Raw genomic sequence first — 24903 nt, forward strand, 5'->3', positions numbered from 1 at the left:
CTGGCCGCTCAGTTCCAGCAGGCGGGCCAGCGGTAAGGCCTGCGTATCCAGCAGAGCAAGCTGCTGGTTGCCTTGCTGCAGAATATGCTGAGCCAACCGTAAACTGTGCCCGGGCTCTTCACTCAGCTCCAGTAGCAAGGGCCGGGTACAGCGGCCCGCGGCATTTAACAATGCTTCATTGCCGGCGGCACTGGTATCCAGCAGCAGCAGATCCACCTGTTCGGCGGCTCTGTGCACCTGTTCGGCACTGGTCACCCTGGTCATGGCTGCCAGATCAAAGCGGTCGGCACTGGCATGCAACTGCTGCAGGCGCTTCAAACCCTGCTCGGCACTCACATCACTGAAGCAATCCACCGCCAGCACCTGGCCGCCCTGCTCCTTGATGCTGCGGGCCAGCTCATCCAGCCGCTCGGTACCTGGCCAGCCGGCCAGCTCGGCAATCAGCAGCGGCTCGTCGTCGCCCAGCATAAAAGGACCAATCTGTACCTGAGTGTTGTTTGCCTTGTAATGACGGCTATAACGTACCGGCTCGTCGCTCTGGCCGGCGCTTTTGCTCTTGTTCAGCAGGCGGGCAGGAATACGAGTGGGAGCCACCTCGGCACTGGGGTAACAGCCCAGCACCTTGATAAAACGAGTGATGCGGCCCAGCTCTTTCATGGCAGCCTGCATATCGGCACTATTTACATTGGCAGCCACATCCACATAAAACATCTCTTCCCAGGGATTGCCGATAATGGGGCGCGACTCCAGCCGGGTCATGGTAATGCCGTGGTTGCGCAGCACCAGCAGGGCTTCTACCAGGGCACCGCTTTGCTGGCCGGTCGACATGATAAAGCTGGTTTTGGCCGGAATTTGCTCTGCGACTTCAATGGGTTTGCGTGCCACCACAATAAAGCGGGTCATGTTCTGCTTCTGGTTGGCCAGGCCTTCCACCAGTGGTGTCAGACCATGCAGCTCGCCGCCGTCGGCACTGCCCAGGGCCGCCACGTCCGCACGCTTCAGTCTGGCTACCTGCTCCATGGCGTTGGATGATGCCGCGCAGAACTTCACCTCCAGCTCGCCCAGCCGGCTTAAATACTGGGAGCACTGCTGGTAAGGCTGAGAGTGAGTATAAAGCGTGGTGATTTGCTCCACACTGGTGTCGGTGGCCACCAGCAGACAATGCTCTATAGGCTGGGTCAGCTCACCCACAATCGACAGACTGGTGTGCTGCATTAAATCGAACACATCGTTAATGGCACCGGAGCTGGTATTTTCTATCGGCAAAATACCATATTGCGCCCGGCCTGACTCCACGGTTTCAAATATCTGCTGAAAGGTCTCGCAGTTATGCTCTATCAGAGGGGCCTGAAAGCGCGACAGATATTTGCGCGCCGCCATATTGGAATAGGAGCCCTTAAGCCCCAGAAAGGCCACGCTGATAGCGGGCACTTCGTCCTGCGGGTTGAGCAGGTCCTGCAGCAGTGCCTGTTGTGACAGTACCGAATCTTCAATAACGGTGTGAAAAATGCGGGTAACAAAGTGAGCATCCAGCCCTAGCTGACGACCCTGTTCCACCAGCCTCACCAGCAGCGCCTGCTCCCGCTCCTGATCGCGAATGGGGCGGGGATTTTCCAGCTTGGCGCGGGCCACGTCCAGGCTAAGGGCCTTGCGTTGAGCCAGCAGGTTCAGCAGCTCTCGGTCCAGGTTAGTGATCTTGCTTCTAATGTCGTCCAACTTCATGAATAGGGCTTCCTTCCTCACCGGCATGCACACATAAAAAAGGCCTCCCGGTGGGAGGGAGGCCTGTTGATATATACATACTGAAAAGTGGTGCCAGAGGCAAGTGATTTCTGGAAAACCCGGTTATTCCTCGCTTTCTTCTTCTGCTGCCGGCTGGCCGGCGTTGGCACGCTGTGCCAGCGGCTTCTCTGCGTATTTGGTTAGCTGACGTTCCAGTTTGTGACCAAGATCATTGATAGCCGCATACAGGTTTTCATCTTCTGCCTGAGCAAACAGGGTTTCGCCCGGCACGCCGGCACTGGCTTCTACCAGATAATTCAGTCCTTCTTTCTGAATCATCACATGCGGTGTGATCAATGCAATCTGACGCCGGTTCAGCTTTTCAAAACGACTCTCAATCCGTTCACGGATGGCGGGAGTGATGTCAATAACTTGGCTGGAAATGGCAATGGACATAAAAGACCCCCTTGGTTGTTGTCGTCTGCTTACGGTTTCAGATTACTCCTTCGGTAATATGTTGTCGTGAGCTGGATCAATTAACGAATAAATTACCATTGGAGCATTGGCAGTCAGGCTGCCATTTCTTACGATAGCACTACTATATCGTCGCGGGAGCAAGCAGCGTGTTCAAACGGGCAGGAATCGGCATTTTATTACTTACTCTGGGAGTCACGGCTCAGGCATCGCCGCTCAGGGAGCAGTATCGTCAGGCAGAGCAGGCCTTAAAGCAGAATAATACAGAACACTACCGGCAACTCAGAGCCGGGTTGAATGAGTATCCGCTGGTGCCTTATCTGGATTACCGCTATCTGGCGGACAGGCTCAGCTCGCTCAGCAGCCAGGATGTCACCGGTTTTATAAACCGCTACCCCGATTCGCAGCTGGCCGACCGGCTGGAGCGGCAATATCTGTTCCGTCTGGCCCGGGAGCAGCGCTGGCGTGATTTCCTGGCGCTGTATCCCGAGCTGCCCAACAGCACAGAGCTGCAATGTGCTCACTATCGGGCCAAGTGGGCCACCGGGGAGCAGGCCGAGGCACTCAAAGGCGCGGAACAACTCTGGAATTACGGCCGCTCCCGCCCCAATGCCTGTGATCCTTTATTTGATATCTGGAAGGCCAAAGGCGGCCAGACCGACGAGCAAATCTGGCAGCGTATGCTGCTGGCCTATGAAAACGGCCAGAGCGGGCTGATTAAATACCTCACCGGTCTGTTGAGTAAAAACGCCGGTCCCGACGGCGAGCTGTTAATGGCGCTGGATAACAATCCTGCTGTGTTGGCTGAACGTGATCGCTTTGGCAGCAGCAAGCGCCACAGTGATGCCATTGCCGTGGCGCTGGCCCGTCTGGCGGACAAGGATCCGGCGCTTACCATGGAGCTGTATTCCGGCTTCAAGCGCAAGCCCGGTTTAAGCAGTGCTCAGCAGGCCGAAATAGAGCGCAGCCTGGCCCGCCGCCTGATGTATAACCGCACTCATGAATATCGTCGCTGGCTGGATACGCGTCTGCCCGAGGTGGGCAGCGATGCGCTGTTTGAGCTGCGTGCCCGGCTGGCTATCTGGGAGCAGGACTGGGAGCACCTGATTGGCTGGATAGACCGTCTTCCTGCCGAGGAGCAAAACAGCAGCCGCTGGCAATACTGGCGGGGCCGGGCGCTGGAACAAACCGGCAAGCCTGAGCAGGCCGCCACCGCCTTTGCCAAGGCTGCTGCCGAGCGGGAATACTACGGCTTTCTGGCGGCCCAGCACAGCCAGCGGCCCTATGCGCTTAACCGCAAGGCACCGCCGCCGGCACCCGAGTGGCGCACCGCCGTTAAAAACTGGCCGGCCCTGCTGCGGGTGGAAGAATGGCTGGCGCTGGGCAATAAATCGGCGGCCCGCAGCGAGTGGTATCACCTGCTGAGCAAGGTTGATGAGCAGGAAAAACTGGCGCTGGGTTCACTGGCACTGGAACGGGGCTGGCATGACAAGTCCATTCTGGCCAGTATTCGCGCCAAGGCCTGGGATCAGCTCGATTTGCGCTTTCCCGTTGTTTACCGCGATATTTTTCGCAAGCAGGCGGCCCGGCTGAAGCTGGACGAGCCCATTCTGTTTGCCATTGCCCGGCAGGAAAGCGCCTTCTATGAAGAAGCCCGCTCACCGGTAGGCGCCGGCGGTCTGATGCAGTTAATGCCGGCCACCGCCAAAGAAACTGCCCGCAAGCACAATATCAGTGACTACCGGCGCAGCAGCGATGTGTATGTGCCCGGCATTAATGTGCAGCTGGGCTCCAGCTATTTCAGTGAACTGCTGGCCCGTTACAACGGCAACCGCATTGCCGCCATTGCCGCCTACAACGCCGGCCCCGGCCGCATCGACCGCTGGCTCTCGGGCAGTGGCAGCCGGCCGCTGGATGTATGGGTAGAAAACATTCCCTATCGTGAAACCCGCGGATACGTACAGAACGTGCTGGCCTATTCCGTGGTGTATCAGGAAATGCTGGGCCAGCAGCACCACTTTCTTAAAGCAAGCGAGCTGAACCATGTTTACTGAACGCAGCATTGCCATACTCGGGCTGGGCTGGCTGGGAGAGCCTCTTGGGCTCACATTGCAGCAACAGGGCTGGCAGGTGAGTGGCACCAGCCGAGATGAGTCCAAGGCAGAGCGGCTGCAGCAGCAAGGTCTGCATACCATTACCATGGAGTTTAACGCGCCGCTGCCGGCGCAGTGGCCCGACGCGCTCAGGGCGCACACTTTGTTGCTGTGTGTACCGCCTGGCAAACTGGATAACTATGCCAGCCGGCTGGGCCAGCTGGCTCAGGCCGCCGTGGCTGCCGGCACTCAGCGCGTGATCTTTACCAGTGCCACCTCTGTATATGGCGGCACCGGCATAAAAACTGAACATGACGCCAGCCCCGACGGCCCCAGAGGAGAGCGCATGCTGGCCGCCGAGCAAGCGGTGCAGGCCTGTGGGGCCAGGCAGGTGCTTATTTTGCGGCTGTCCGGCCTGGTGGGCGGCAACCGCGAGCCCGGGCGCTTTTTGGCGGGCAGGGAGTTTGACGGCGGCGACGAGCCGGTCAACCTGGTGGCGCAGGAAGACTTGTTACGGTTTATTCCGGCCCTGCTGGCGCGTAATGACTGGCCGGCCGTGCTGAACCTGAGTGCGCCGCATCATCCCAGCCGAAGGGACTTTTACCGCGAAGCGGCTCGTTTGCAGCAGCTGCCACCGCCCATATTCAGCGGCGGCGGTGCCGGCAAGACCATAGATGGCAGTGCCATCTGCGGCTTGCTGGGCATGGATTACAGCGTGACCGACTGGTTTGAATGGCTGCAGGCGCGGCGCTGATTGCGAGGCCGTGCGGCAAGGATTATGATCCCCGTTTTCAACCGGACATAAGAGAATACTGAATGAGCGAATCCATCAACCCCAGAGGCGATTTGTTGTTGCGCACCATGGCTATGCCCGCCGACACCAATGCCAACGGCGATATCTTTGGCGGCTGGATCATGTCTCAAATGGATTTGGGTGGCAGCCTGCTGGCCAACGAAATTGCCCGTGGCCGGGTATGCACGGTAGCGGTAGATAAAATGGTGTTTGCCCGCCCGGTGCAGGTGGGAGATGTGATCTGCTGCTATGGCGAGCTGGTAAAAGTAGGGCGCACGTCCATTACCATCAAGGTCGAAGTCTGGGTCAAGCCCGTGCTCACGCCGGAAAGCGGCCCCCGCTATTCGGTGGCCGGTGCCGAGTTTGTATATGTGGCCATAGACGAAAACGGACGCCCCCGTGTCGTTAACGCTGGTTAAGGGACTGGTGCTGGCAGGGGCGCTGGCCCTTGCCGGCTGCCTGGAAGTGCCCCGGCAGACACTGCTGAGTAATGAGTTTCAGCCTGCCGAGCATTGCCTTTACCCTTCACTACCGGCCATAGCGCCGCTGCCGGCGCAGTTTTCTCTGCTCAGCTGGAATATTTATAAACAGCAGCGCAACTGGCAGCCGGAGCTTTCCCGCTGGATGGCAGACACAGATGTGCTGCTGCTGCAGGAGGCCAGCGGCCGGGATGACTTTTATCAGTGGCTGGAGCAGCAACAGCTGCACTGGTTTCAGGCAGATGCCTTTGAGTGGCAGCAGCTGCCCAACGGCGTCTTAACCGCCAGCCGCCAGCCCGCGGTTCAGGTATGTGCCGAGCGCATGACGGAGCCCGCCACCCGCATTCCCAAATCCTTGCTGTTCAGCCGCTATTCACTGGCAGGAGCCAAAGAGCAACTGCTGGTGGTTAATCTGCACGCGGTCAATTTCTCTCTGCGCGGGCGCACCTATCAGGCCCAGCTGGACATGATCAGCCGGGCCATTGCCGGGCACAGCGGTCCGCTGATTGTGGCCGGCGACTTTAACCGCTGGAATGCGCGCCGCCAGCAGCAGTTAAACCAATGGGCTGTTACCCATCAGCTCAGTGAGGCCGTTCCCGCGCCCGATCTGCGTACCCGCTTCTGGGGCTATCCGCTGGACGCCATCTTCTACCGGGGGCTGACGCTGATAACAGCGCACAGCATCAATACCCACGCCTCTGACCATACCCCCATTAAGGCCAGCTTCAGCACTCTGTAGGTTCTGGTTTATCCGCGGCCATAACAAAAAAGCCCAGCATCTCTGCTGGGCTTTTGAAATTTGGCGGAGCGGACGGGACTCGAACCCGCGACCCCCGGCGTGACAGGCCGTGCCAGTCAGATAATCTTAATATACACCATTCTACATAAAGCGTAAGTCTTTGTTATAAAAAGATTTGATATCGATGTCCAGTTTCGCGGATTTTACATCAATCGAGGTCTACCTCGTGGTCACGGTCACAAAAACCACACAAATTCAGATGCAAGATTTGATCTACATGAGTCCGCCGCGCACAGTATAAATCATGACCAAATGAGTGGGGAATACCGTGCCGGCGATAGTAAAAGTAAGTGCATCAGACCGTGTGGAGCTGCACCCTGCCGCCCGGGCAGCATATGAGTGGTGCACTATTTATCCTCGCTGGGTTAACGCATCTGTCTTGCCAGAGCCCTTGATCTCGGAGCTCAGCCGGGAAACTCTCCATGCAATAATACTGGGTGAGAAAAAGGATGATTCTTCGAAAAAGAAGAAGTCGCCGCGCACGTTTCTACTTTTTGCGCCACTATGGCCAGTGCTGATTTGGCCATCACACAGGCCACCAAACGGCACTCAATTGATCTCCTATCTTGAGCATCACATAACTACCTCGCAGATAGAAAAAGCAGCCTGGCGTTCGGTGATATCTTCTTTGATACAGTCAGTAGATCCGGATCGCCTGTCAGAAATAAGAGATACGCTGGCTGCTCATATGTCTGAGGATTTGCATCAAGAATTCTTGGGCGCTGACAAGCTTACGGACCGTATGCTCTCAGCATGGACAGGCAGAGCTCACAATACGCTGATGACGCAGCGTAAGCAGCGGCGACGTCGGGAACAAAAAAACAGAGCCAGCATCCCCAGCTCAACATCCGATGTGATTACAGAGCTCAGCAAACTGTGGAGTCCGCCACATGACTGAGCAGAGCCCGTTTGCCACCAGAAGGGCATATCTCAGTAAAATCATTGCCCCACCGTCACTACCAACAGCTCACCGGCAAATCGTCTTTCTGCGCTTAGCGCAAGTGTGCACTCCCATGCTGACTCAGTTTCAGCAGCACCTGCCCCTGTTTTCCGACCACATGGAACAGCGCTTACAGGCACTGGCTCAATTTCCCATGCCTGACACCGGCACTTATCAGCAAACTTTTGACTGGATAAAAAATCAGAAACTGCTGACGGAAGCACCCTATGCAGCGGCGCTATGCGCCCCCTTGCACAAAGTAGAGGATGCTGAAAAGTTTGAAGAATGGCTTGGGGTGATCCTGCTGTGCTGCTGTCAGGTACATATTCTGGGACACCAAGATTCAGGTATTGAGTCCGCCTTACGGGAAATCCGGCAAATCGCCACCAGCGCCAAGCATGCGCCGCTACTGCAGTTTCTGCCAAGAGCGACCAGCACCGACTCTCTGATCGAGCTCGGCGAAGAGCTGGAAGTACTTAAGCTGAAATATCCGGACTATAAGCTGGATAAGGAGCGGGGCTATTTGTCCGTCGTCATCCGCAATGCAGCGCACCAGATCGAGGGAATTGTTCGCAAGCGCAGAGTGAACCTGACCTTCGAGCGACCAGAAGTCATCACTACGGTCCCCCTGGAGCCTGCAGATGAATCAGGTTTTGATGTTCAGTTACTTCAGCTCACACCGGAAACGCCAGATAGTCAGCAGGCCGATGAGCCAGCCCGAATTACTCCTGGCAACACGCTGAGGGTTGCAGATCCACTAAAGCGTAAGAAAGCGCTGGTTGTGAAAGCCATACAAGGCCAGCGTCTGGCAGAGCAGCTCTCCAGCCGTCAACAATCGCTGCCATGCAGTTACAATCAAGCCAGCGAGTGGGACATTCAACACTTGGTACTGCATTGTCTGAAGCAGCTAAAGGAGCAAGATGTGCTGGCCGGCTGGATGCTGCTGGCCCTGGTTACGGGGCGGGATCCCGCCTGGCTTCATACACGGGCCAATCAGGAGCAATTGCTGGAGATAGTCGATAATCATCCATCTATTCGGCTTACTCATCACGTTCCGGCAAGCAGTCAGCCGAATGAGCTGAACCCGATACTGCCGGCAGTGTCGGATCACTTTTTCCGTCCCTTGCCCATCCAGCTGCACGACTGGGTTGAACGATTTTATCCATCCATGAGCCCACCGACTCCCAGCGAAATGCGAGAGTGGCTGAAACCGATAAATGAGGCACACAAAACCAGGCTGACACCAGGTCTGATCGTGCGATATCTGGAGCACTGGTTACTGAATCAGGGAGCGGACAGGGCCATCATTGCCCTGCTTCGCGGTGAGTCACACAAGTCCCGTCCTGCGTTGTCATACAGTCATCTGTCGCAAGATGATGCGCTCGAGCATCACGCCCGGTACGTCAATGCCATTTTTGCCATGGCTGAGCAAAGTCCGGGTCTCCCTGCTCGAGTTCAAAAAGACAGCAACCTGGGCAGCCGGATATATGTGCCATCAGAGATACTGCAACATATCTTCATCATGCTGGCAGGAGCCATCGAACCCGAAGCTGACATCAAAGCATTCCATAATCGCTACGTCTATTACGTCTGGGCGCTGCTGGCTTTCTCGACGGGTCATCGAGATGTGACCGCCCCGATGGGCAAACTGGGTGATTTCAATCCCTACCAGCGCACCTGGTGGATCTCGGATAAGGAAAGAAGGCATGGTCTGTCAGCCAGAACGCTGGTGATCCCTGCTACCGCCGCCAGGCAGGTGGAGTTCTATCTGGAGCATCTGCGCCAGCTCAGTATTTATAGCCGCTTTCAGGCTCCGGAGCTTGCAGCGCGTTGCCAGCAGTCGCTGGATGGTACGGGTAACCTGCTGTTTGCATTTGAGGACAGACAAGGTAGTCAGGAGCCTGCGGATCTCACTCCGTCCTTGCTGGCAAAGCTGCCAGCGCCTTGCCTGCCCTGGGCCAAAAACTGGGCCCGTCACCACCTGAGATCAGAATTGGCAAAACAGAAAGTTAATCCAGAGCTCATCGACTCCTGGATGGGCCACGAGGAAATGGGGGAAGAAGCACTGGGGAGACACAGTTTTGTGAGCATGGGGGAATGTCGCGAGCTGGCAGAGGTGATTGAATCCATATTAAAAAAACATCAGATTAAGGCGCTTCCCGGATGGACAATCCGCTGATCCTTCCTCCATCCCAGCCGGCACTGATGACCATGCTGGGAAGAGAACACCGTCAGGCCCAGCGTCAGCAACGGGATGCGCAGATCCTGCGTGCTGCCATGGCCATTTTCAGAAAGCATCTGCCAGGCATGCTGCAAATCCCACCTATCGATACTGACTTTGATAAGGCCTGGCAGCAAATCGATACCCTGTTACAGCAGGAACTGAAGAGTGAAGGGGCCTACCGGTACGCCTACAGCTTTATCTGCAAACAACTGGAGATCGGTAATCGCCAAGGGATTTGGTCGGTACAGGTACCAGATCCTTACATCACATTACGTCGCCGCCGGCCTTCCCGTACCTTGCGCTGGCAGCACAGCTCCCACCTGATTGCCGAAGCCGAACATCACTGGTTTGAGCGTTTGCAGGAAGAGACTGATGATCCTGATATATTGTTTGCACGGCTGTTACTGTCGATGGTGCTCTATGGTGGCCTCGGCCGACCTGCACTCTGGCCTGCACTGGCTCAAGCACTACACCAGCCTCGTCCGCTGAGGGGCAATAATGAAGCTTGCTGGCTGGTGCTGGAGCCCGTACCTGGCCGAGGCCAGCCCAGCAACTTATATATAGATGATCCAGATACCAACGAGCGGTTACCTCATTGCGAAGTGCTCTATGCGCCTGATCCGATCAGCCTGGGACTCTTGAGGCAGTTTCTAAAACATAAATCCAGAGACTGGCAACCGCCGACTACTCCGGAGCAGTGCCTGTTCTTGCTAAAGCAAGAGCTTGGTATTAACTGCTCGCTCACTCAGCTAGCCACCGGCGGGATCACAGTGGCAGAGCACCTCGACGGCGTATCACTGCCGCAGGTGCTGGTTGAATACGCCACCGGCAGACAACCCAGCGCCAGCCTGCCATACGACTACTGGCAGCGGTTGTTACGCCCGGCTCTGCTCACCTGTAATGAGCACGACTTTCATCGCTTTACCCGTTTCCCTAAACTCACTCCCCGGCCAGTCGGCAAGCCGGTTGGGCGACGCTCGCAGCCTTATCTGCTGACCCGATTACGAGAAGTGTTTCAGCAGGACCGAGCACGCCCCAAAAGCAAACGTACCGTCATTGAAGAGCTGGAAGTGATCAGTAATGAACGGCTGCTGTTACCCGAGGCAACGCTGGTTAACTGGCTGATCAATCACCTCGCAGAGCGTGACAATGCCGTCTCAAGCGCAAAGCGTTATTTTGATGCCATTGCGGCCGACTGGCTAATGGTCACGAATGAAGAGGATCTGCTCAGCTACAGTGGGGAGGAATTTCATGATCTGTATTTGAGCCTGCTGAACCGGCCTCGAAAACAGCAGGCACGAGAGTATCAGGCTGGGCGCCTGGAAGATCTGCATGTGTTTGGTGTACAACAACTCGGTTTTCCTCCGTTACCAGAGCCCCTGACACTGGGCACCGACAGTGTCGTTCATGTCAGTTCCGCTGTTGTGGACGAGCCGCTTTTTGGTGGCTTGCTGAAACAGTTCCAATGCTTTGGCAATCTCGATCCCCACCTGCAACGAACGTATATCTGCTTTCTCATCATGGCCTACCGTACCGGGCTGAGACCGGGTGAACTGGCCAAGCTGCGTTTGAGTGACATTGAGCCATCCCCGACCGGCTGGTTATTCATCAGGAACAACCGGTATGGCAACAATAAAACCGAAGCCGGACTGCGCAAAGTCCCCCTGTTTCCTTTACTAACCGCTGAAGAAGCCGATGTGGTTCGTCATTACCTGAGCGAGCAGCGCATTAAAAGCAAAAGTGACAATGAGCTGTTCTTTCACCAAACAGCTGAAAACAAATTTGAGCAACTGGATATCACCCCGCTTTCGCTGGCGGTGAGCACCCTATTGAAAGATCTGAGCGGAGGTCTCTACTTCCGCCTCTACCATCTGCGACACAGTGCGCTTTCGCGCCTGCAACTGCTGCTGCACACCGATCAACTGCGTCTGCCGACATATGTCGATGCACTGCTTCCCTATGACGATGCCAAGCGCCAGGAGATCCGTACCCTCATTACAGGGCACGGACGTTTGCGAGACAGGTACCATGCACTGGCGGCCTTTGCTGGCCACAGCAGCCCCGACATCAGCCTCAGTACCTACCTGCATTTCACCGATCTGCTGCTGGGGCTGTATCTGCAGCAACACCGCCGCGAACTCACCAGCCATCAGGCACAAGTGCTGCTCGGTTTACGGCACCACCGTATCCGTCTGCGTCACAGGGGAAAACAAGTCATTACGCCGGCCAACACGGCTGGCTTTTTACGCAAGCGACTGAATCGCTATATTCGACCCGCTACCTCGCCCCGAGCCTCTCGCGCCGCCAGCATTGACGCATCATTACAGCCAGTCAAACAACGTCAATACGAACCCATGCTGGCGGTACTGAGCAAAATTCAGGCCGGCTATGATCACCGGGAAATCGCCTGGTTTTATCAGCTCTGCACAGAGCAAATAGAGAAATGGCACCAAAGCGCCCTGGCACTGCGTGCACTGACCACGGAAAAACAGCTGCCACGGTTGTTCCCTCGCAGCCGACGACATCAACTGCTGCCCCCCGAGCCAGTGGGAGTGGCAGAAAAACGCGATGTAGCCAAAGCGCTGGCAGCTTGCCGGGAACTCTATCGCTCCTCCCAACAACGTGATGAATTGAAATGGCTGGCGCAATACACACTGACTCATTGCAACAGCTCACGATCGGGTGTGCGCTTTGACGATGCGGATACCTTTCACCGCTATATGGCTGTCGCTACTCAGCTGTTTGACTGGCCGCGCTGGCAGTTACAGTTACGGTACACCGACAGAGACATCATTAAATATTGGCAGTGTGGCCCATTGAACATTCAGCCGTACCCTATGAAGCAGGCAGCCCGCTTTGAACAAGGCTCTGGCTGGCTGACCCTTCGCCATCAGGAAGAAAATGACCGCAAAGAACAAGAGAAAGCCGGCTATGCTTCTCACAGCCTGCGTATAGTGCTGCACAGGCTGGCCATTATTTTGTTCAGGACTGATGACATTGCTGCTTGGCAGGCATGGAGTATCAAGCCAGCGAAAGAGGGTTAGAATGAGAGTTAGTGTGTTACTGAGTTATAGAGAGGCGTAATGCAGGTAAATATACTGGCAGGTCTGCTGGGGTATCTCGCTTTTCTCGCGGCGATAGTGATGATGTGCTTGCTGGTCTATGTAAACGCTGACCGGCTGGAAGCCTGGGCCAAGCGCCGGTTCCAGAAAAAGTGATATTCCCTCAAGGCAAGGTCTCATTCCACATACAAAAACACGGGCAGAAATATCGTCTGCCCGTTACCTTACATTCTTGGCTGTTATTCCCTACCCCAGCCGTTTGTACCACTGTTGATCCCGTGGACAACGGGCATACCAGAAATGCGCTGGCACACCGGCAAAGGCGCTTTTCCAGTTGGCAACGTCGGCCGACAGCCGGTCGCACATGCGTACGATATTGGCGACCTGATAAGGGTCCGTGTACTTACCTACCTTTGTCTCCAGGCAGGCACTCAGCGCTTCAAATACCTTGGGCGAAGCTAGCCGCAGCTGCTCCAGCTGCTGCCCCAGCACCAGGAAATTAAATGATTCATGCTGCCCACAGATACCGGCATTCTCGTTGTAATACAGCCGAATTTTGCCGATGTCGTGCAGCAGCCCTCCCAAAAAGGCGACCCAGATGCTGCGCTGCCCCAAGCCATACTGGCTGCAGAGCATGGCTGCAGTGATGGCCACTTCGTGACTGTGCACCAGCAGGCCACCGGGCTGATCATGATGATGCCGGTGACTGGCCCGGCTTTCGCAGAAGGGTGCCATAATGGCGTCATTGGACAGAATATCCAGCAAGAAATCCCGCAGTACTTCATCGTCAATCACCGCCAGCATGCTCCACACATCCATCAGCAGCGCCTGCTGCGACTCGGGCAGCCAGGCCAATTGATGCTCCACTTGTTGCCGGCTCACACCCTCCGGCAACGTCTGCACAGACTTAAGCCGGAAATGTCCTTCTTGCTCGTTCAATTCCACCAGCACCCACTGACCATAGGGGCTTACCCCCTGCATTTTCCAGGGCTCCAGCGACAGCGAGCAGTGCCACGCCGATGCGCTGAACTGCCACGATGCCAGCGCGCCATCGTCAAACAACTGGCTGGCCCACAGCAGTTGGGGCCGTTGATGTGTCATTACCATGGGGTTCATGCTTCATCCTCCAGTTCAAACTCTTCATCCAGCAGCGACTCAAAGGCCGCTCCGTCCCGGCCGATCAGGTTTGGGATATAACGGGAGTACACCCGGAACAGCATGCTGGTGTTGGCATGGCCCAGCTGACGGGCAATCCATTCCGGGCTTTCTCCTGCCGCCAGCCACAGAGTGGCCGCCGTATGCCGGGTCTGGTACGGGTTACGTTTGGGCAGCTCCAGCCATTCCAGCAAGGGGTACCACACCCGGCGGGTGACGTTGCGGTGATTCAGCGGCTGACCATTACGAGCACAGAACACATAAGTGCTTTTCTCGCCGGTCTGTTCCCACTGTTCAAACAGAGCGTCATAAACCCGCTGGGACATGGCGATACTGCGGTAGGAGCTGCTGGTTTTGGTTTTCTCCAGCTTGCCCCGCACCAGCGCCTGATGGATATGGATTTTGCGAGCGGCAAAGTCCACGTTGTCCCAGGTCAGGCCGTCAATTTCCCCGGTGCGCAGTCCGGTAAAAAAACGCACCGTGTAATAAGGCCGAAAGTCAGGCCGCACCCGGGACAAAATAAGCTGCACCTCCTCCAGACTAAAGGGCTGCACCTCGGCCCGGGGCATGGGCAACGCCTTGATATTGCGCCATGGGCTATCGTACTCAAACCGCTCCGCCGCCTCGTTCACGATCATGCGCAGGGCGGTCATGATATGGTTGATGCGCGAGGGAGAAAGCCGCTTGCCGGTAACGGCATCGGGCTGACACAGCTTCATGCGCAACGCCAGAATGTCACTCTTGGTAATGGAGCCAATGGCCATCTCGCCAAATGCCGGCACCAGATGGCAGCGCAAAATGCCTTCCACGGTTTCATACTGACTGTCGCGCCACTCCACTCGCTTTTCTTCCAGCCACTGGCCGGCAAAGCTGGCGAAGTCCATTTCACCCCCCACCGCCTTTTGGCGGATCAACACCTCCAGTTGCCGGAATTGCTCCACCTTGGGGCTGTTGGGAAAATGGTGGCCATAGTCAAAGGTGCCGGCCCGGATCTGTTGCTCAATCAGTGCCAGCACCTTACCGAGCTTTTTACGGTTGGCCGGCGTATCTGCCAGCTTGGTTTGCTCCCGGCAGCGCTTGCCGCGGAAACGAAAATCGAGATAAAGGCGGCCGTCACGGCCGTTCACTGCACCCATAACGTCCCCCTTACTGAATGCTCTGGATTAGATCCTGGGCGGATGCCCCCTGCAGCATGGACTCTTCAACCCGCTCCCAGATGTACAGGATCTTGCGGCCGCCAAAGGGACGGATGTAATGCACGCCCTCAAACAGCACCGAATCCTTGAGGCACTGGCGGATGGTACGCGCGTCGTACTTGATACGGGCAGACAGCTCTTCAGTTGTGAGATAGGTATTCATAACACCCTCCATTTGAATCACACATGAGTCATTTAAATCACATGAGATTAAAATAGCTCACCCGAGAGCATTGTCAATGAGTTTTTTGCGTCATGTATGATGCATTTGATAGACTTGTGAAAAATATGACTTATGGATGACCTATGATCAGAGTGCTGCTGATTCAGCTTTTAGATGAGAAATCGTTTCGTGAGAAGCGGCGGATCACACTGTCCGAAGTCAGTAAGGAGACAGGTATCAGCCGAGCCACGCTCACCCGTATAGCGAACGTGCCGGGTAACGTCACCAACACAGATACCATCAATGCCTTGTGCAAGTACTTCGAGTGTCAGCCCGGTGAACTGCTGAGCTATGTTGAGGATGAAACATCATCTTCTTGATAAAGGGATGGTAAAGGCTTCGAAGCGGAATATTCCCTGCCGCACGGGGCTACCTGGAGGCTATTATGAAAGTGACAAGTAAGCAGCTGGTTGATGTAGTGACTGACGTGCTCTGCGATGTTTGTGGAGAAAGCACCTCACAGGATGGCCAACACAGCCCGCAGTTCGGCCTGCTTCAGGCCGACTGGGGATACGGCTCCACCCATGACGGCGAGTCTTATCAAGTCCACCTTTGCGAAGGCTGTTTCTTTACCACCTTGGCCTCTCTGAAAGAGCAGAGGCGAGGAAACACAATTTTTTCGGAGAAAGGTGCGGAACTGGAAGAGGAGTTTGGCCTGATTGAAGGTCATCAGGAAATCTTATAACCAGGACATAAATGGAAAAAAGTCGTCCACGCCTTACCTTACGTTACAGGGCAAGAGCAGCTATGGAGCATGATCACACCGTATGTAGCTGTTCCGACAGCGAATCCCGTCATCGATTGAAACTGCCAAGCTACTGAGGCTCTGTACGCAGGAGAGTTCACGCTACGTCATTCGAATCTGTATTGAGAAAACTAATTATCCCATTTCTGAAGAGCGTTACGTGTTAAGCTCCTCTCGGTGAACACTTGAACGAACAGCCCTCCTTGCTAATGATAATTAAACTCAACAACTGGATAAATAGCTTGATATTTTTCATCAAGAGCACCATAATTCACCTAAGTTCTTCGGAACTGGTTGAACCTTTACCTAGTGTTTTGGTTCGTGGCTGCGCCTCAGTCGCCGTTAAGACTGGGGCTTATCTCCCTCCTTTTTTCGTTTCCACCAAAAAACTCGTTCTCTTTATCCGCTCAAGATAGGCTTGATCTGCTGGAAATGCAGTTACAAACCAATGTGGATTACCGACTTTCCTAGGGTCATCAAACACAACCACATATTTTTCTTCAACGACGACAAGTGTTCTACGCTTTGCTGTTTTACCGCGATCGGTTTGACGAGACTGGCTGTAGCGCTGAACTGTTCCGGCTGATAGAGCCAGTACTTCTTTAATCCACATTATTCGTCTGGCACGCTTTTTGGAAAAACCACCATCGTGAATACCTGCACTAGTTTGGTAATTGGTAGACTCCGTAAAGGCATGCTCAAAAGCACCAGCACCAAACTTGTAGGTTACACCGCACCAATCGGTAAACACTCTAGAATTACCGTTTTCATCATACACATAAGTTTCCAGATATACTTGGCGGTATTTCTCAATCAGCTCTTCTTCGCTATCAGCTTTTAACCGCAATTGCGGCCATAGACTTTCTGTCACAGCTACCGTCCCTGCCAATTGAAGATGTTGAAGTTTCGCTCGCCTTTGGTTGTGGTGTAACGCAGGCTAACTTTCCCTAGTGATTTTGCAAGTTCATCGACAAAAGCGGTTTTAAAAGCACTGGCATTGGGTCGATTCTGCATTTCGTTCCAACTATACCCTACAGCACCCATCAATAAATCAGAGAGCTGTATCAATGGTTGATTATGTGATTCTACAGGTTCTAAACAAGCCAATCTGGCGCGGCCAGATAATTTGTGCACTAAAATCTGACGTAGTTCCTCAAAGCGTGTACTAGACGCATTTTGCTGCCAATCAAGATAAACGTGATAGGTGTCGCCAGGTTTCAGCCAGTGGATCAGTAATTGGTAATACAGCTTATAAAACCCAAGCTCTTTATCCCCATCGTTCCATTGTTCGTGATTGAGTTGCCTGCGATCGACCACAATACACCGGAACGAGAGTGAGACTTCTTCAGAAAATAATTGTATAAGACTTTGATAAAAGTCTGCTCTGTTGGGAGATAACTTTTTCCAGCCAAATTCAGTTTTTATACCATGCTTCGTCATCAAGCCATGCAAACGACCAACAATACGGTACTTTTCTTCACGAGGACATTGCAGCGCACCGATAACAATATAGTGCTGAGAAGGATCGGATGTATGGCGACTTTCATCGCAATAGACGTTATATATTGTCATTGTGCGTACTCAATTTAATCATTTGCTCTGGTACCGCCATTTTTTAACAACATCATCAATTTGTTCGATTGTCATAGCCTGTTGCTGCCAACCTTTATCGAAATTAACATCATTTGAGCGAGGCAACTGGTCATCAGATAAGCTGCGAATCATCACTCTAGTTGGTAACGTTGCAGCTTGACCGACAAATATGGCCTCCTGACGCCTTAAACCGGAGAGCATTTTTGTTAAGCCAGACATCGAATCCGGTAACACACTACGAACATGTTCACGGTCGGCATCATTGGTTATTCGAAGTACAATCCATGAGTTGCATTGCGATAACACCGTTGCCTCAACTTCACTAGGTCTCTGAGAAACGAGTAACAGACCAACGCCATACTTACGGCCTTCCTTCGCAATTCGACGAATTGCAGACTGCGCTGCCTCATACTGAGCTTCACCACGATTCGGTACGTATCTGTGTGCTTCTTCACACACCAAAAGTACTGGGCTATTTTGCCGTTCAGCCTCGGTTTGCCAGACTTTAAGTTGAAAAACTATTCTCGCGATTGCAGCGCTAGCTACCCCAGCTACTTCATTGGGCACACCAGATAAGTCAACAATTTGCACTGTGGTTTGCTGCGTTAAGAACTGATTGACGATTGTAGGTAACGGATCTTTGTCACCATCCCAACTTTCCATCATGAATTTGAGTCGACCATCTTTTAGCAATGAATCTATCTTTCGAATAACTCGGCTAAAATCCTCATGCTGTTTTTTGTCTTTGTTTTCTGGTCGCTGCGCGTTGATGGCACCGATTAATCCTTCTTCGTAGCGTACCCCATCTTTGAATCCGAAATGATCTAAGCCTTCTGCACTTCCAATAATGTAAGGGATCGGCGAGTCAACTGTTAATTGGTTCTTATTAAGCCCAAGCTGTCCAGCTGCTTCCTCACGAACCGCTATTAGGGCATTTTTAACAATATTTGATTGTGATGTTGCTGAAAACTCGGTCTTGCCGATAAACAAGCTCAGTGACTCTTCTAAATCGAGTAACCAATACGGTAGTTTTAGTGAACCTTCATCGGTCGATAAACGTTGGTGTGCAGGGAACGCTTTGCCGTATTCATTATGAGGGTCGAGGATAATAATTTGTGGGTGCCAGTGCTCATGATTAGCTATCTGTCCGCGCTCGAGAATACTGTGAATAACTGCCGCAACAGTGCCTGATTTACCGGCACCGGTAGAGCCTAGGATGGCAGTGTGCTTACCTAGTAATTCATTTAATTCAGCGTAACAAGGAGCACCGCCTGAGCCAACATGCTCACCAAGTTGAATAACCGCGCCTTTGGCATCACCGTAAATAAACCTAAGCTCTGATTTGGGTGTCAGATAAATGGTTTGCTGCGGCAGAGGGTAAGTTGCTACACCACGTTCAAACTCAAGAGAAAATTCATTTTCTCCCTTTCTGCGCCACTCCCCTTCACCAAACAAGTCAGCTTCAATAATTCGCTCATCTGAAGAGGCGACAGGCAAGCCCTTTTCTAGCTGATAATCAGCCTTCATACGTAATCGACTGACTAACCCATAAATAGATCGGCGACCAAAATGAACTTTGATGATTGAGCCAAACTGTCCAATCGGATAGTTTTCACCAGCAAATACGCGGGACAAGTCTGAAATCGTAGGGTCAAGTTCGGCGATAATCCGCGAGCCATCGACCTCAATAATTTTACCGATAGAGAGATTCTCAATGGGTTTTATGTATTTGTTGTCCATATCAAATACCTCCTTCAAGGATCTGGGTTAGGTTTTCAAACTTCCACCATTCAATGCTATTTTCTGAGGTTGCCTTGTGATCGGCGTGATAAAAACCTTTATCGGCAAAAATAAGTACTTGTTCATTGATCGAGCTGTCTTCATACCAAATTTTCAGCGCGCCACTAGGTACAGGGTCGCTCGTAAACGCAATCACGGTTAAATTGCCATTTGAAGCCCTTAAACCACGTTCGATTTCTAGATTGATATGGGCATCGCCAAAGCTATAACCTGCAATCAATAAAACTCGTTGGCTACCATCTCGCGGGTTTAAAACAGCTCTTGCTCTGTGCATTAAATTTGCGTAGGGGTCGAGTTGAGTTTCACGGTATTTAGTCGATGCAGGCCAAATCATAATCTTCGCAGCTTGATCTTGGCTGCGCTTCAAATGCGGAGCAATACGCAATGGTGTTGATGAAGAACTATGTTCAGCCCAATTGATGGAACCATGTAGCTTAAATACTTGCGCATCAAGATTGTTCTGTTCAAACGTCAAAGGGTTCCACCATCCTGATACACCGCCTTCTAAACCATCGGCATATCTCAATTGTGATAGTGCGAGTGAGTCTTCAATTAACGTGTCGTAGTTCATCACCAGATAATCAATGGTGCTCGGTAGGCTCTCTTTCCCTGGTCGCATTGGTCGGTGTAATGCCTGAACAAAACGCTCATGTACAGCAGAATCTACTTCAACATTAATGACGTCAAAAATAGCGAGTTTTATCTCTTTTATTGCTTGCAATAGCTGATCGTTGCTGTATTCAGTACCTCCAATCAATACGCTGCTAGACGTTACATTGCGATTTGTTCGGCGAGTAGTGATAGCAAGCCAATCTACGAGTTCGCTTAAGTAGTCTTCTATATGCGAAGCTGGATTTGCGCCAGCAAAAGAATTTTGTATGGCAGTCAATATCTGCTTTGAATCGTCGGAGAGCTTGTCACTTATTAGTGCTCTTTCTGTTAGCTGGTTGGTCAATGGAAGCCCAGCGCAAAAACTCGCCCCTGCACCTAACAGAACCGCTTTTGAGTGTGAGAGCAATTCTTCGAGTTTTTTAATTGCCTCTCTGAACTCTTTCTGTTCAAAAACTGTGGTATCGAATGCCATACTCCCTCCTTAGAGCTCGCCTTTGAAGGCAGAATCGAGAATTGATGCTTTTAAACTTTTCAAGTCTTCTATTTTCCCTAGAAGCACTGCTTCCGCATCGTGAATTTTACTTTTCAGCGCTTCAATCGTTGATACCAATGACTTCTGCTCTTCCAATGAACACATTGGGATTTCAATCTTGCTTAAACGAGTTAGTGCCAACTTAGGCTGTGCAACTGTCTTGGTAGCTAACCCTGCCTGTGCAGAGAAATCAGAGGTCAATGTAAATAGATACAGGTAGCTTAAATCTAGTTGTTGTTTATCTCTGATAACCAACTTAGCGGCGTTTTCTGTCAGGTTTGCACCGTCCAATTCAGGGGGGACAAAACCTGTCTTACCTATAGTTCCGGCAATACTAATATAAAGGTCGTCTTTGGAAATCACATAGCGTTTGATTTGTTCGTGGATTTCTTTCGATACGTACTTGATACCAGATAAATCTATCGTTCCTTTATCTGTAAAATCTGCCACTCGGATATAGGGGTGCTCAGTCTCTTCATCACTTAGCTTTTCGCCTTTTGGTAAGCGCTTGCCGCCTTTTACCTCAGCCAACGATTCAATCGTCATTCGGTCAGTGATAGCTGAAAACTGACCATCGAGTGCTGATTGAAGAAGGCTATTTTTCAGTGTGACGCTTTCTTGCAAATGCTCGATGGCGATGTCGATCCGGGTGAGCAGTGCATCGAGTTTTTCGACGATGCGTTTTTGTTCTTTCTGTGATGTCAGTGGAATGAGAAACTTGGACAAACTTTTTGCAGACAAATTTGGTTGAGCAGCACCATTGTTATATCGCTCAATGAAAGTAGAGCATAGGGGACTGTTGAAGTAGTACAGTAAGTAATTTGGATCTAGAGCTTCAGACGGTCTAACAATTACCAAGGATGAGGCAATTGCACCTTCGCTTAGATTGCTCACAATAGCACACTTGCCCAAAGATCCCCTTAAGCAGAACAGTAGGTCGCCTTGGCGGACTTTCCCTGAACCCAAAATATCGTACCGTTCGCGGGGGATATAATTTAGCCCAGCCTCGATTATTTTCCGTCCATCTAAATTGCCCGCGTTAATGACAGGAATTCCTGATGCTACAAAAGCATCTCTGGATGGATAGTTTTTCCCTCGATCTCCATTCTCAAACTTACAGAGTGAGGCTAAATCAGTGTAATCCCACCCTTCCGGCAGTTTATACAAAACCTGCTCCATGCTTATTTCTCCGCCAACAGGTCTTCAATTTCATCCAACAGGCCTGACACGAGTTTTTCTTTAGTGCGGATCTGCTTAAGAATATCGCTTGGCGCTAAATGTTCGGCATCTTTCTGCTTGGCTGGGTTTTTGGCAGACAGGTCGAAATCTTCAGCCAATTTGCTGGCGGATACCGTCCAGGAACGATCCGTAGTTTCGCGGCTGTTATACAGCTCAACAAATTCTTTAAGGTGCTCGTCGGTGATTGGTTTGTTTTTGGTGAGCTTTTGCTCAGGCTCACATTCGTAGTACCAGACATCGCTGGTGCCGCCGCTGCGCTCAAAAAACAGCACATTGGTTTTTACGCCCGAATATGGCAAAAATACCCCAGCGGGTAGGCTTAAAATGGTGTGTAGGTTAAAATTTTCCAGCAGTTCTTGTTTTACCTGTTTAAACGCACTGTTGGTTTGGAACAGCACGCCTTCTGGTACTACGATGGCAGCTTTGCCGCCACTTTTTAGCGTTTTCATAAAGTGCTGTAAAAACAGCAATTCGGTGGCATTCGCTTTAATAGGAAAGTTCTGTTGGATCTGATCTTTTTCTTTCCCGCCAAACGGTGGGTTAGCCAGAATAATGTCGTAACGGTCTTTTTCCTGAATGTCTCGGATATTCTGGGTCAGGGTATTACCACGGAACAAGTTGGGTGACTCGATACCATGCAAAATCATGTTCATCATGCCCATCACATAAGCCAGCGAGGTTTTTTCGAAACCAAAGAAGGTATCGCGTTGGATAAAGTCCCATTGCTCAGTAGAAAGCGCACTCTTTTTAGCTTTCAGGTGGTCAAAGGCTTCGACTAGGAATCCACACGAGCCAGCTGCGGCATCGTAAATGGTTTGCCCGGCTTGTGGGTCAATGGCCTTGATCATGGCACGCACTACTGGGCGCGGGGTGTAAAATTCACCCGCATAGCCACCGGCATCGCCCATGTTTTGCAATAAGCCTTCATAAACTAACGAGAGCTCAAACATTTCATCACTGGACTGGAAGTTAAGCGTGTCGATAATATCCAGCACTTCACGCAAGGTATGGCCAGACGCCACCTTGTTGTCTAAATACTGGAAAATGGCACCAATCTTATAGGCGAAGGATTTAGGGTCGGAGCCCGTAACGGCTGCATTGGCAAAGCTTTTTAAGTAAGGGAATAACTCGTTATTCACATAATCGGTTAAGTCATCACCCGTGCGAACTTGGTTAATGTCTAGCTTGCCCTCAGCATTTTTCGGGCAGGCCCAATTTGACCAACGGTGCTCTTCATCCAATACTGGTTGGTAGTCTTTACCTGACAGCACGGCTTCATCTTCTTTTTCAGACTCGTAATCATCCAAAAACTTTAAGAACAACACCCACGAGGTTTGCTCGGTATAGTGCATAGCACCACTAATGCCATCGTCGCGGCGCAGTATGTCGGTTATGCGGTCAATTTTTTGTTGTAATGACATGGCTTATAGTTTTCCGATAATAAAATTGTACATATTAGTGATATCTTCGCTGATTTCTGCGGGCGGAATCAGATCGATATAGGCTTGAAGTTTTGCTGGGTCCAAGCCTTCACCATCGGTGTTAATCAGCGGGTTAATAATGTCTTTGACGTTCATCCTACGAATATCGTCGTTATCACCAGGGTTATTGGATTGAAGGTGATTGCGCTGCGCAATATCACCATTGTTTATTTGGCCAAGCAGATTATGGTGCGCCAATGCGGTGTATGAGAGCAAATAGTTTTTGATTTCGCGGCGTTTCCAAGCCAATAGATATGGCAATACATTGGTGCCACGCGGCCATTGAATAGCATTTAGCAACTCACGATACATTTGCCCGTTCACTTGAACGCCATTGGCAATATTCCAGTTCAATGCCGCCTCATCTCGATCACAAATTAGGAAAATCTGCGTTGTGACAAGAGGTGATTCAATCTTGCTTAAGCCATGTAACCAATCTATTTTGCCCTTGCCAAAGGTTTCGTTAGCTGTAGCGTAGCTGGATGACTTCTTCATGGCATGCACAGTGGCTAATCGATTTACGTCTAACCCCGCACGTGATGCGAGTTTGGTAAAGATAATCCAGTCGTTGTAGTCATCTAATAAGGCGATGTTAGGCAGTTTTCCACACACTTCAAACTCTACAGATTTTGCACGGGATAACACACTGAGTCGGCTGATCAATTGCTTGATTTTGTTGTCTTCATTGATTCTACCGTGTTCCACAACTTTCAGGTGTTCTATGCGATTTTCTTTTGCAGAAATAGAATCCAACAGGTGTGTCGTAGTAATCGCATGGCCTTGAATGCTGTGTAATAGTGACCATAGTTTCTCTACGTTTTTGTAGTGCAGGTGCGAATCTGCTTCATCAAACAGAAATAGAGTATTCGGCGCATCAAAAAGGTCTATCAACGCGTATAGAAAGAGCAGTTGATATTCACCATCGCTTAACTGGTCAAGTTCTATTCCATCTTTAAATAAAAGCTTATAGCCTTTTTTATCAATGAAGTAATCGTTGTCTGCCGCTTGGGTAAAAAAGTTTACTTCAGGATCAAACGCTATATTTTGAGCCTGAGCATTTGCCTCACCAGCTTCTATACCTTCTTCACCTGCTTGTGGTTGTCTTGGGTAATCGAAAGAAACATCGATCAGTCGGCTTGCTGGTATTTCAATAATTCGCTTACGCAGAGGTTGCTCAAACTCATAATCATTAGAGAGTAAGCTACTAATAAAGCTGTCTAACGAACGGAAATAGGGAGTATTTCGTAGCGTATCAACTTCGCCATTTTCTTCGCGCCTCAGGGCGTCTTGGACTCGATTGACATAGCTTCTATCAATTTTGAATGCGCATTTTAAGTAAGTAGTTTGGTCATCACCTTCAAATTCCGATTCAGTAACATAACCTCGTTCGCGCAAAAATGAACGAACTTTGCCACTACGCTTAGTCGCCGTTGCGAGGAAAATGAGTAATTTTGACCAAGGCTTGTCAAAGTAAAGGCACTCTAAACCCAACCCTCTACCGGCTTGACGTTCGCGTTTTAAGTAAAGACCAAACTTTTCAGAGTAGTTTTCATTCTGCCCTGAAGAAAAGCACACCACATTTAGGTGGTGATGTGCGCGCTTGTTTAACCGCTCTTCAAATACTGACTGCAAGATGCTGGACTTACCGCTGCCATTTTCACCAATCAAGGTCGCAACTTTGTTGATATGCAGGGTCTGCGGCTGATCGTGCAACGGGTTAGGCGCTAGTGTTAGTTCCATT

Annotated in this window: 20 protein-coding genes and 2 pseudogenes; 10 read left to right on the forward strand and 12 right to left on the reverse strand. The window is 51.6% G+C overall.

The features are described 5' to 3' along the window. Positions 1-561 precede the first annotated feature (561 nt). Together R0I78_RS10305 and hpf are read right to left on the reverse strand one after the other, a co-directional pair. Positions 562-1722: pseudogene (locus R0I78_RS10305) on the reverse strand (chorismate mutase); the annotation flags it as partial. Between the two features lie 123 nt (positions 1723-1845). Further along, positions 1846-2178, reverse strand: a complete 333-nt coding sequence (gene hpf, locus R0I78_RS10310; RefSeq protein ID WP_317075251.1) for a ribosome hibernation-promoting factor, HPF/YfiA family — start codon at positions 2176-2178, stop codon at positions 1846-1848. A gap of 167 nt (positions 2179-2345) precedes the next feature. Here hpf and R0I78_RS10315 point away from each other — a divergent pair, with 167 nt between their 5' ends. The 7 genes from R0I78_RS10315 (at position 2346) to R0I78_RS10345 (ending at position 12742) form a co-directional block, all read left to right on the forward strand. After that, entirely contained in the window at positions 2346-4250 is a 1905-nt protein-coding gene (locus tag R0I78_RS10315; RefSeq protein WP_317075252.1) for a transglycosylase SLT domain-containing protein, read from the forward strand. Next, positions 4240-5043, forward strand: a complete 804-nt coding sequence (locus R0I78_RS10320; RefSeq protein WP_317075253.1) for an NAD(P)-binding domain-containing protein — start codon at positions 4240-4242, stop codon at positions 5041-5043. The genes R0I78_RS10315 and R0I78_RS10320 overlap by 11 nt, the downstream gene beginning before the upstream one ends. A 62-nt stretch (positions 5044-5105) precedes the next feature. Next, positions 5106-5501 carry an acyl-CoA thioester hydrolase YciA gene (gene yciA, locus R0I78_RS10325; protein ID WP_019934201.1) on the forward strand — a complete coding sequence of 132 codons (396 nt, stop codon included), beginning with the start codon at positions 5106-5108 and terminating at the stop codon, positions 5499-5501. Beyond that, positions 5482-6300: an endonuclease/exonuclease/phosphatase family protein gene (locus R0I78_RS10330; RefSeq protein WP_317075254.1), complete on the forward strand. Its 819-nt coding sequence runs from the start codon at positions 5482-5484 to the stop codon at positions 6298-6300. Before yciA ends, R0I78_RS10330 begins: the two co-directional genes overlap by 20 nt. 950 nt (positions 6301-7250) lie before the next feature. Continuing rightward, complete coding sequence (locus tag R0I78_RS10335) at positions 7251-9479, forward strand: hypothetical protein (RefSeq protein ID WP_317075255.1); 2229 nt, start codon at positions 7251-7253, stop codon at positions 9477-9479. Continuing rightward, a complete protein-coding gene (locus R0I78_RS10340; protein WP_317075256.1) occupies positions 9464-12568 on the forward strand; it encodes a tyrosine-type recombinase/integrase in 3105 nt (1034 codons plus the stop codon). The genes R0I78_RS10335 and R0I78_RS10340 overlap by 16 nt, the downstream gene beginning before the upstream one ends. Positions 12569-12607: 39 nt before the next feature. Then, positions 12608-12742 carry a hypothetical protein gene (locus tag R0I78_RS10345; protein WP_317075257.1) on the forward strand — a complete coding sequence of 45 codons (135 nt, stop codon included), beginning with the start codon at positions 12608-12610 and terminating at the stop codon, positions 12740-12742. 90 nt (positions 12743-12832) lie between these two features. Here R0I78_RS10345 and R0I78_RS10350 read toward each other — a convergent pair whose 3' ends face one another. The 3 genes from R0I78_RS10350 to R0I78_RS10360 are packed head-to-tail and all read right to left on the reverse strand — an operon-like array spanning position 12833 to position 15100. Further along, positions 12833-13702, reverse strand: a complete 870-nt coding sequence (locus tag R0I78_RS10350) for an HD domain-containing protein (RefSeq protein ID WP_317075258.1) — start codon at positions 13700-13702, stop codon at positions 12833-12835. Next, complete coding sequence (locus R0I78_RS10355) at positions 13699-14877, reverse strand: site-specific integrase (RefSeq protein ID WP_317075259.1); 1179 nt, start codon at positions 14875-14877, stop codon at positions 13699-13701. Before R0I78_RS10355 ends, R0I78_RS10350 begins: the two co-directional genes overlap by 4 nt. A 10-nt stretch (positions 14878-14887) precedes the next feature. Beyond that, entirely contained in the window at positions 14888-15100 is a 213-nt protein-coding gene (locus tag R0I78_RS10360; RefSeq protein WP_181256403.1) for a hypothetical protein, read from the reverse strand. A gap of 143 nt (positions 15101-15243) precedes the next feature. On the opposite strand from R0I78_RS10360, the gene R0I78_RS10365 reads away from it, so the two are divergent. The 3 genes and pseudogenes from R0I78_RS10365 to R0I78_RS10375 form a co-directional block, all read left to right on the forward strand. Beyond that, positions 15244-15480: a helix-turn-helix transcriptional regulator gene (locus R0I78_RS10365; protein ID WP_317075260.1), complete on the forward strand. Its 237-nt coding sequence runs from the start codon at positions 15244-15246 to the stop codon at positions 15478-15480. Between the two features lie 65 nt (positions 15481-15545). Then, positions 15546-15845 carry a hypothetical protein gene (locus R0I78_RS10370; RefSeq protein ID WP_317075261.1) on the forward strand — a complete coding sequence of 100 codons (300 nt, stop codon included), beginning with the start codon at positions 15546-15548 and terminating at the stop codon, positions 15843-15845. An 88-nt stretch (positions 15846-15933) separates the two neighbouring features. Next, positions 15934-16086, forward strand: a pseudogene (locus tag R0I78_RS10375) (IS66 family transposase); the annotation flags it as partial. 174 nt (positions 16087-16260) lie between these two features. On the opposite strand, the gene R0I78_RS10380 reads toward R0I78_RS10375, so the two are convergent. From R0I78_RS10380 to R0I78_RS10410, 7 genes are read right to left on the reverse strand one after another with little or no spacing between them, the layout of a single operon-like run. After that, entirely contained in the window at positions 16261-16776 is a 516-nt protein-coding gene (locus R0I78_RS10380) for a hypothetical protein (RefSeq protein WP_317075262.1), read from the reverse strand. A gap of 2 nt (positions 16777-16778) precedes the next feature. Next, positions 16779-17477 (reverse strand): DUF3800 domain-containing protein, encoded by a 699-nt coding sequence (locus R0I78_RS10385; protein WP_317075263.1) that lies wholly within the window; start codon positions 17475-17477, stop codon positions 16779-16781. Between the two features lie 18 nt (positions 17478-17495). Then, positions 17496-19238, reverse strand: a complete 1743-nt coding sequence (locus R0I78_RS10390) for an ATP-binding protein (protein ID WP_317075264.1) — start codon at positions 19236-19238, stop codon at positions 17496-17498. Between the two features lies 1 nt (position 19239). Beyond that, entirely contained in the window at positions 19240-20382 is a 1143-nt protein-coding gene (locus R0I78_RS10395) for an SIR2 family protein (protein WP_317075265.1), read from the reverse strand. 9 nt (positions 20383-20391) lie between these two features. Continuing rightward, complete coding sequence (locus tag R0I78_RS10400) at positions 20392-21621, reverse strand: restriction endonuclease subunit S (RefSeq protein ID WP_317075266.1); 1230 nt, start codon at positions 21619-21621, stop codon at positions 20392-20394. A 2-nt stretch (positions 21622-21623) separates the two neighbouring features. Then, complete coding sequence (locus R0I78_RS10405; protein ID WP_317075267.1) at positions 21624-23102, reverse strand: N-6 DNA methylase; 1479 nt, start codon at positions 23100-23102, stop codon at positions 21624-21626. A gap of 3 nt (positions 23103-23105) precedes the next feature. Beyond that, the gene (locus tag R0I78_RS10410; protein ID WP_317075268.1) at positions 23106-24902 is read right to left on the reverse strand and encodes an AAA family ATPase; all 1797 of its coding nucleotides are present in this window, start codon (positions 24900-24902) and stop codon (positions 23106-23108) included. Position 24903 lies beyond the last annotated feature (1 nt).

The sequence above is a fragment of the Oceanimonas sp. CAM02 genome, from assembly GCF_032842915.1.
In the GTDB taxonomy this organism is placed as follows: Bacteria; Pseudomonadota; Gammaproteobacteria; order Enterobacterales; family Aeromonadaceae; genus Oceanimonas; species Oceanimonas smirnovii.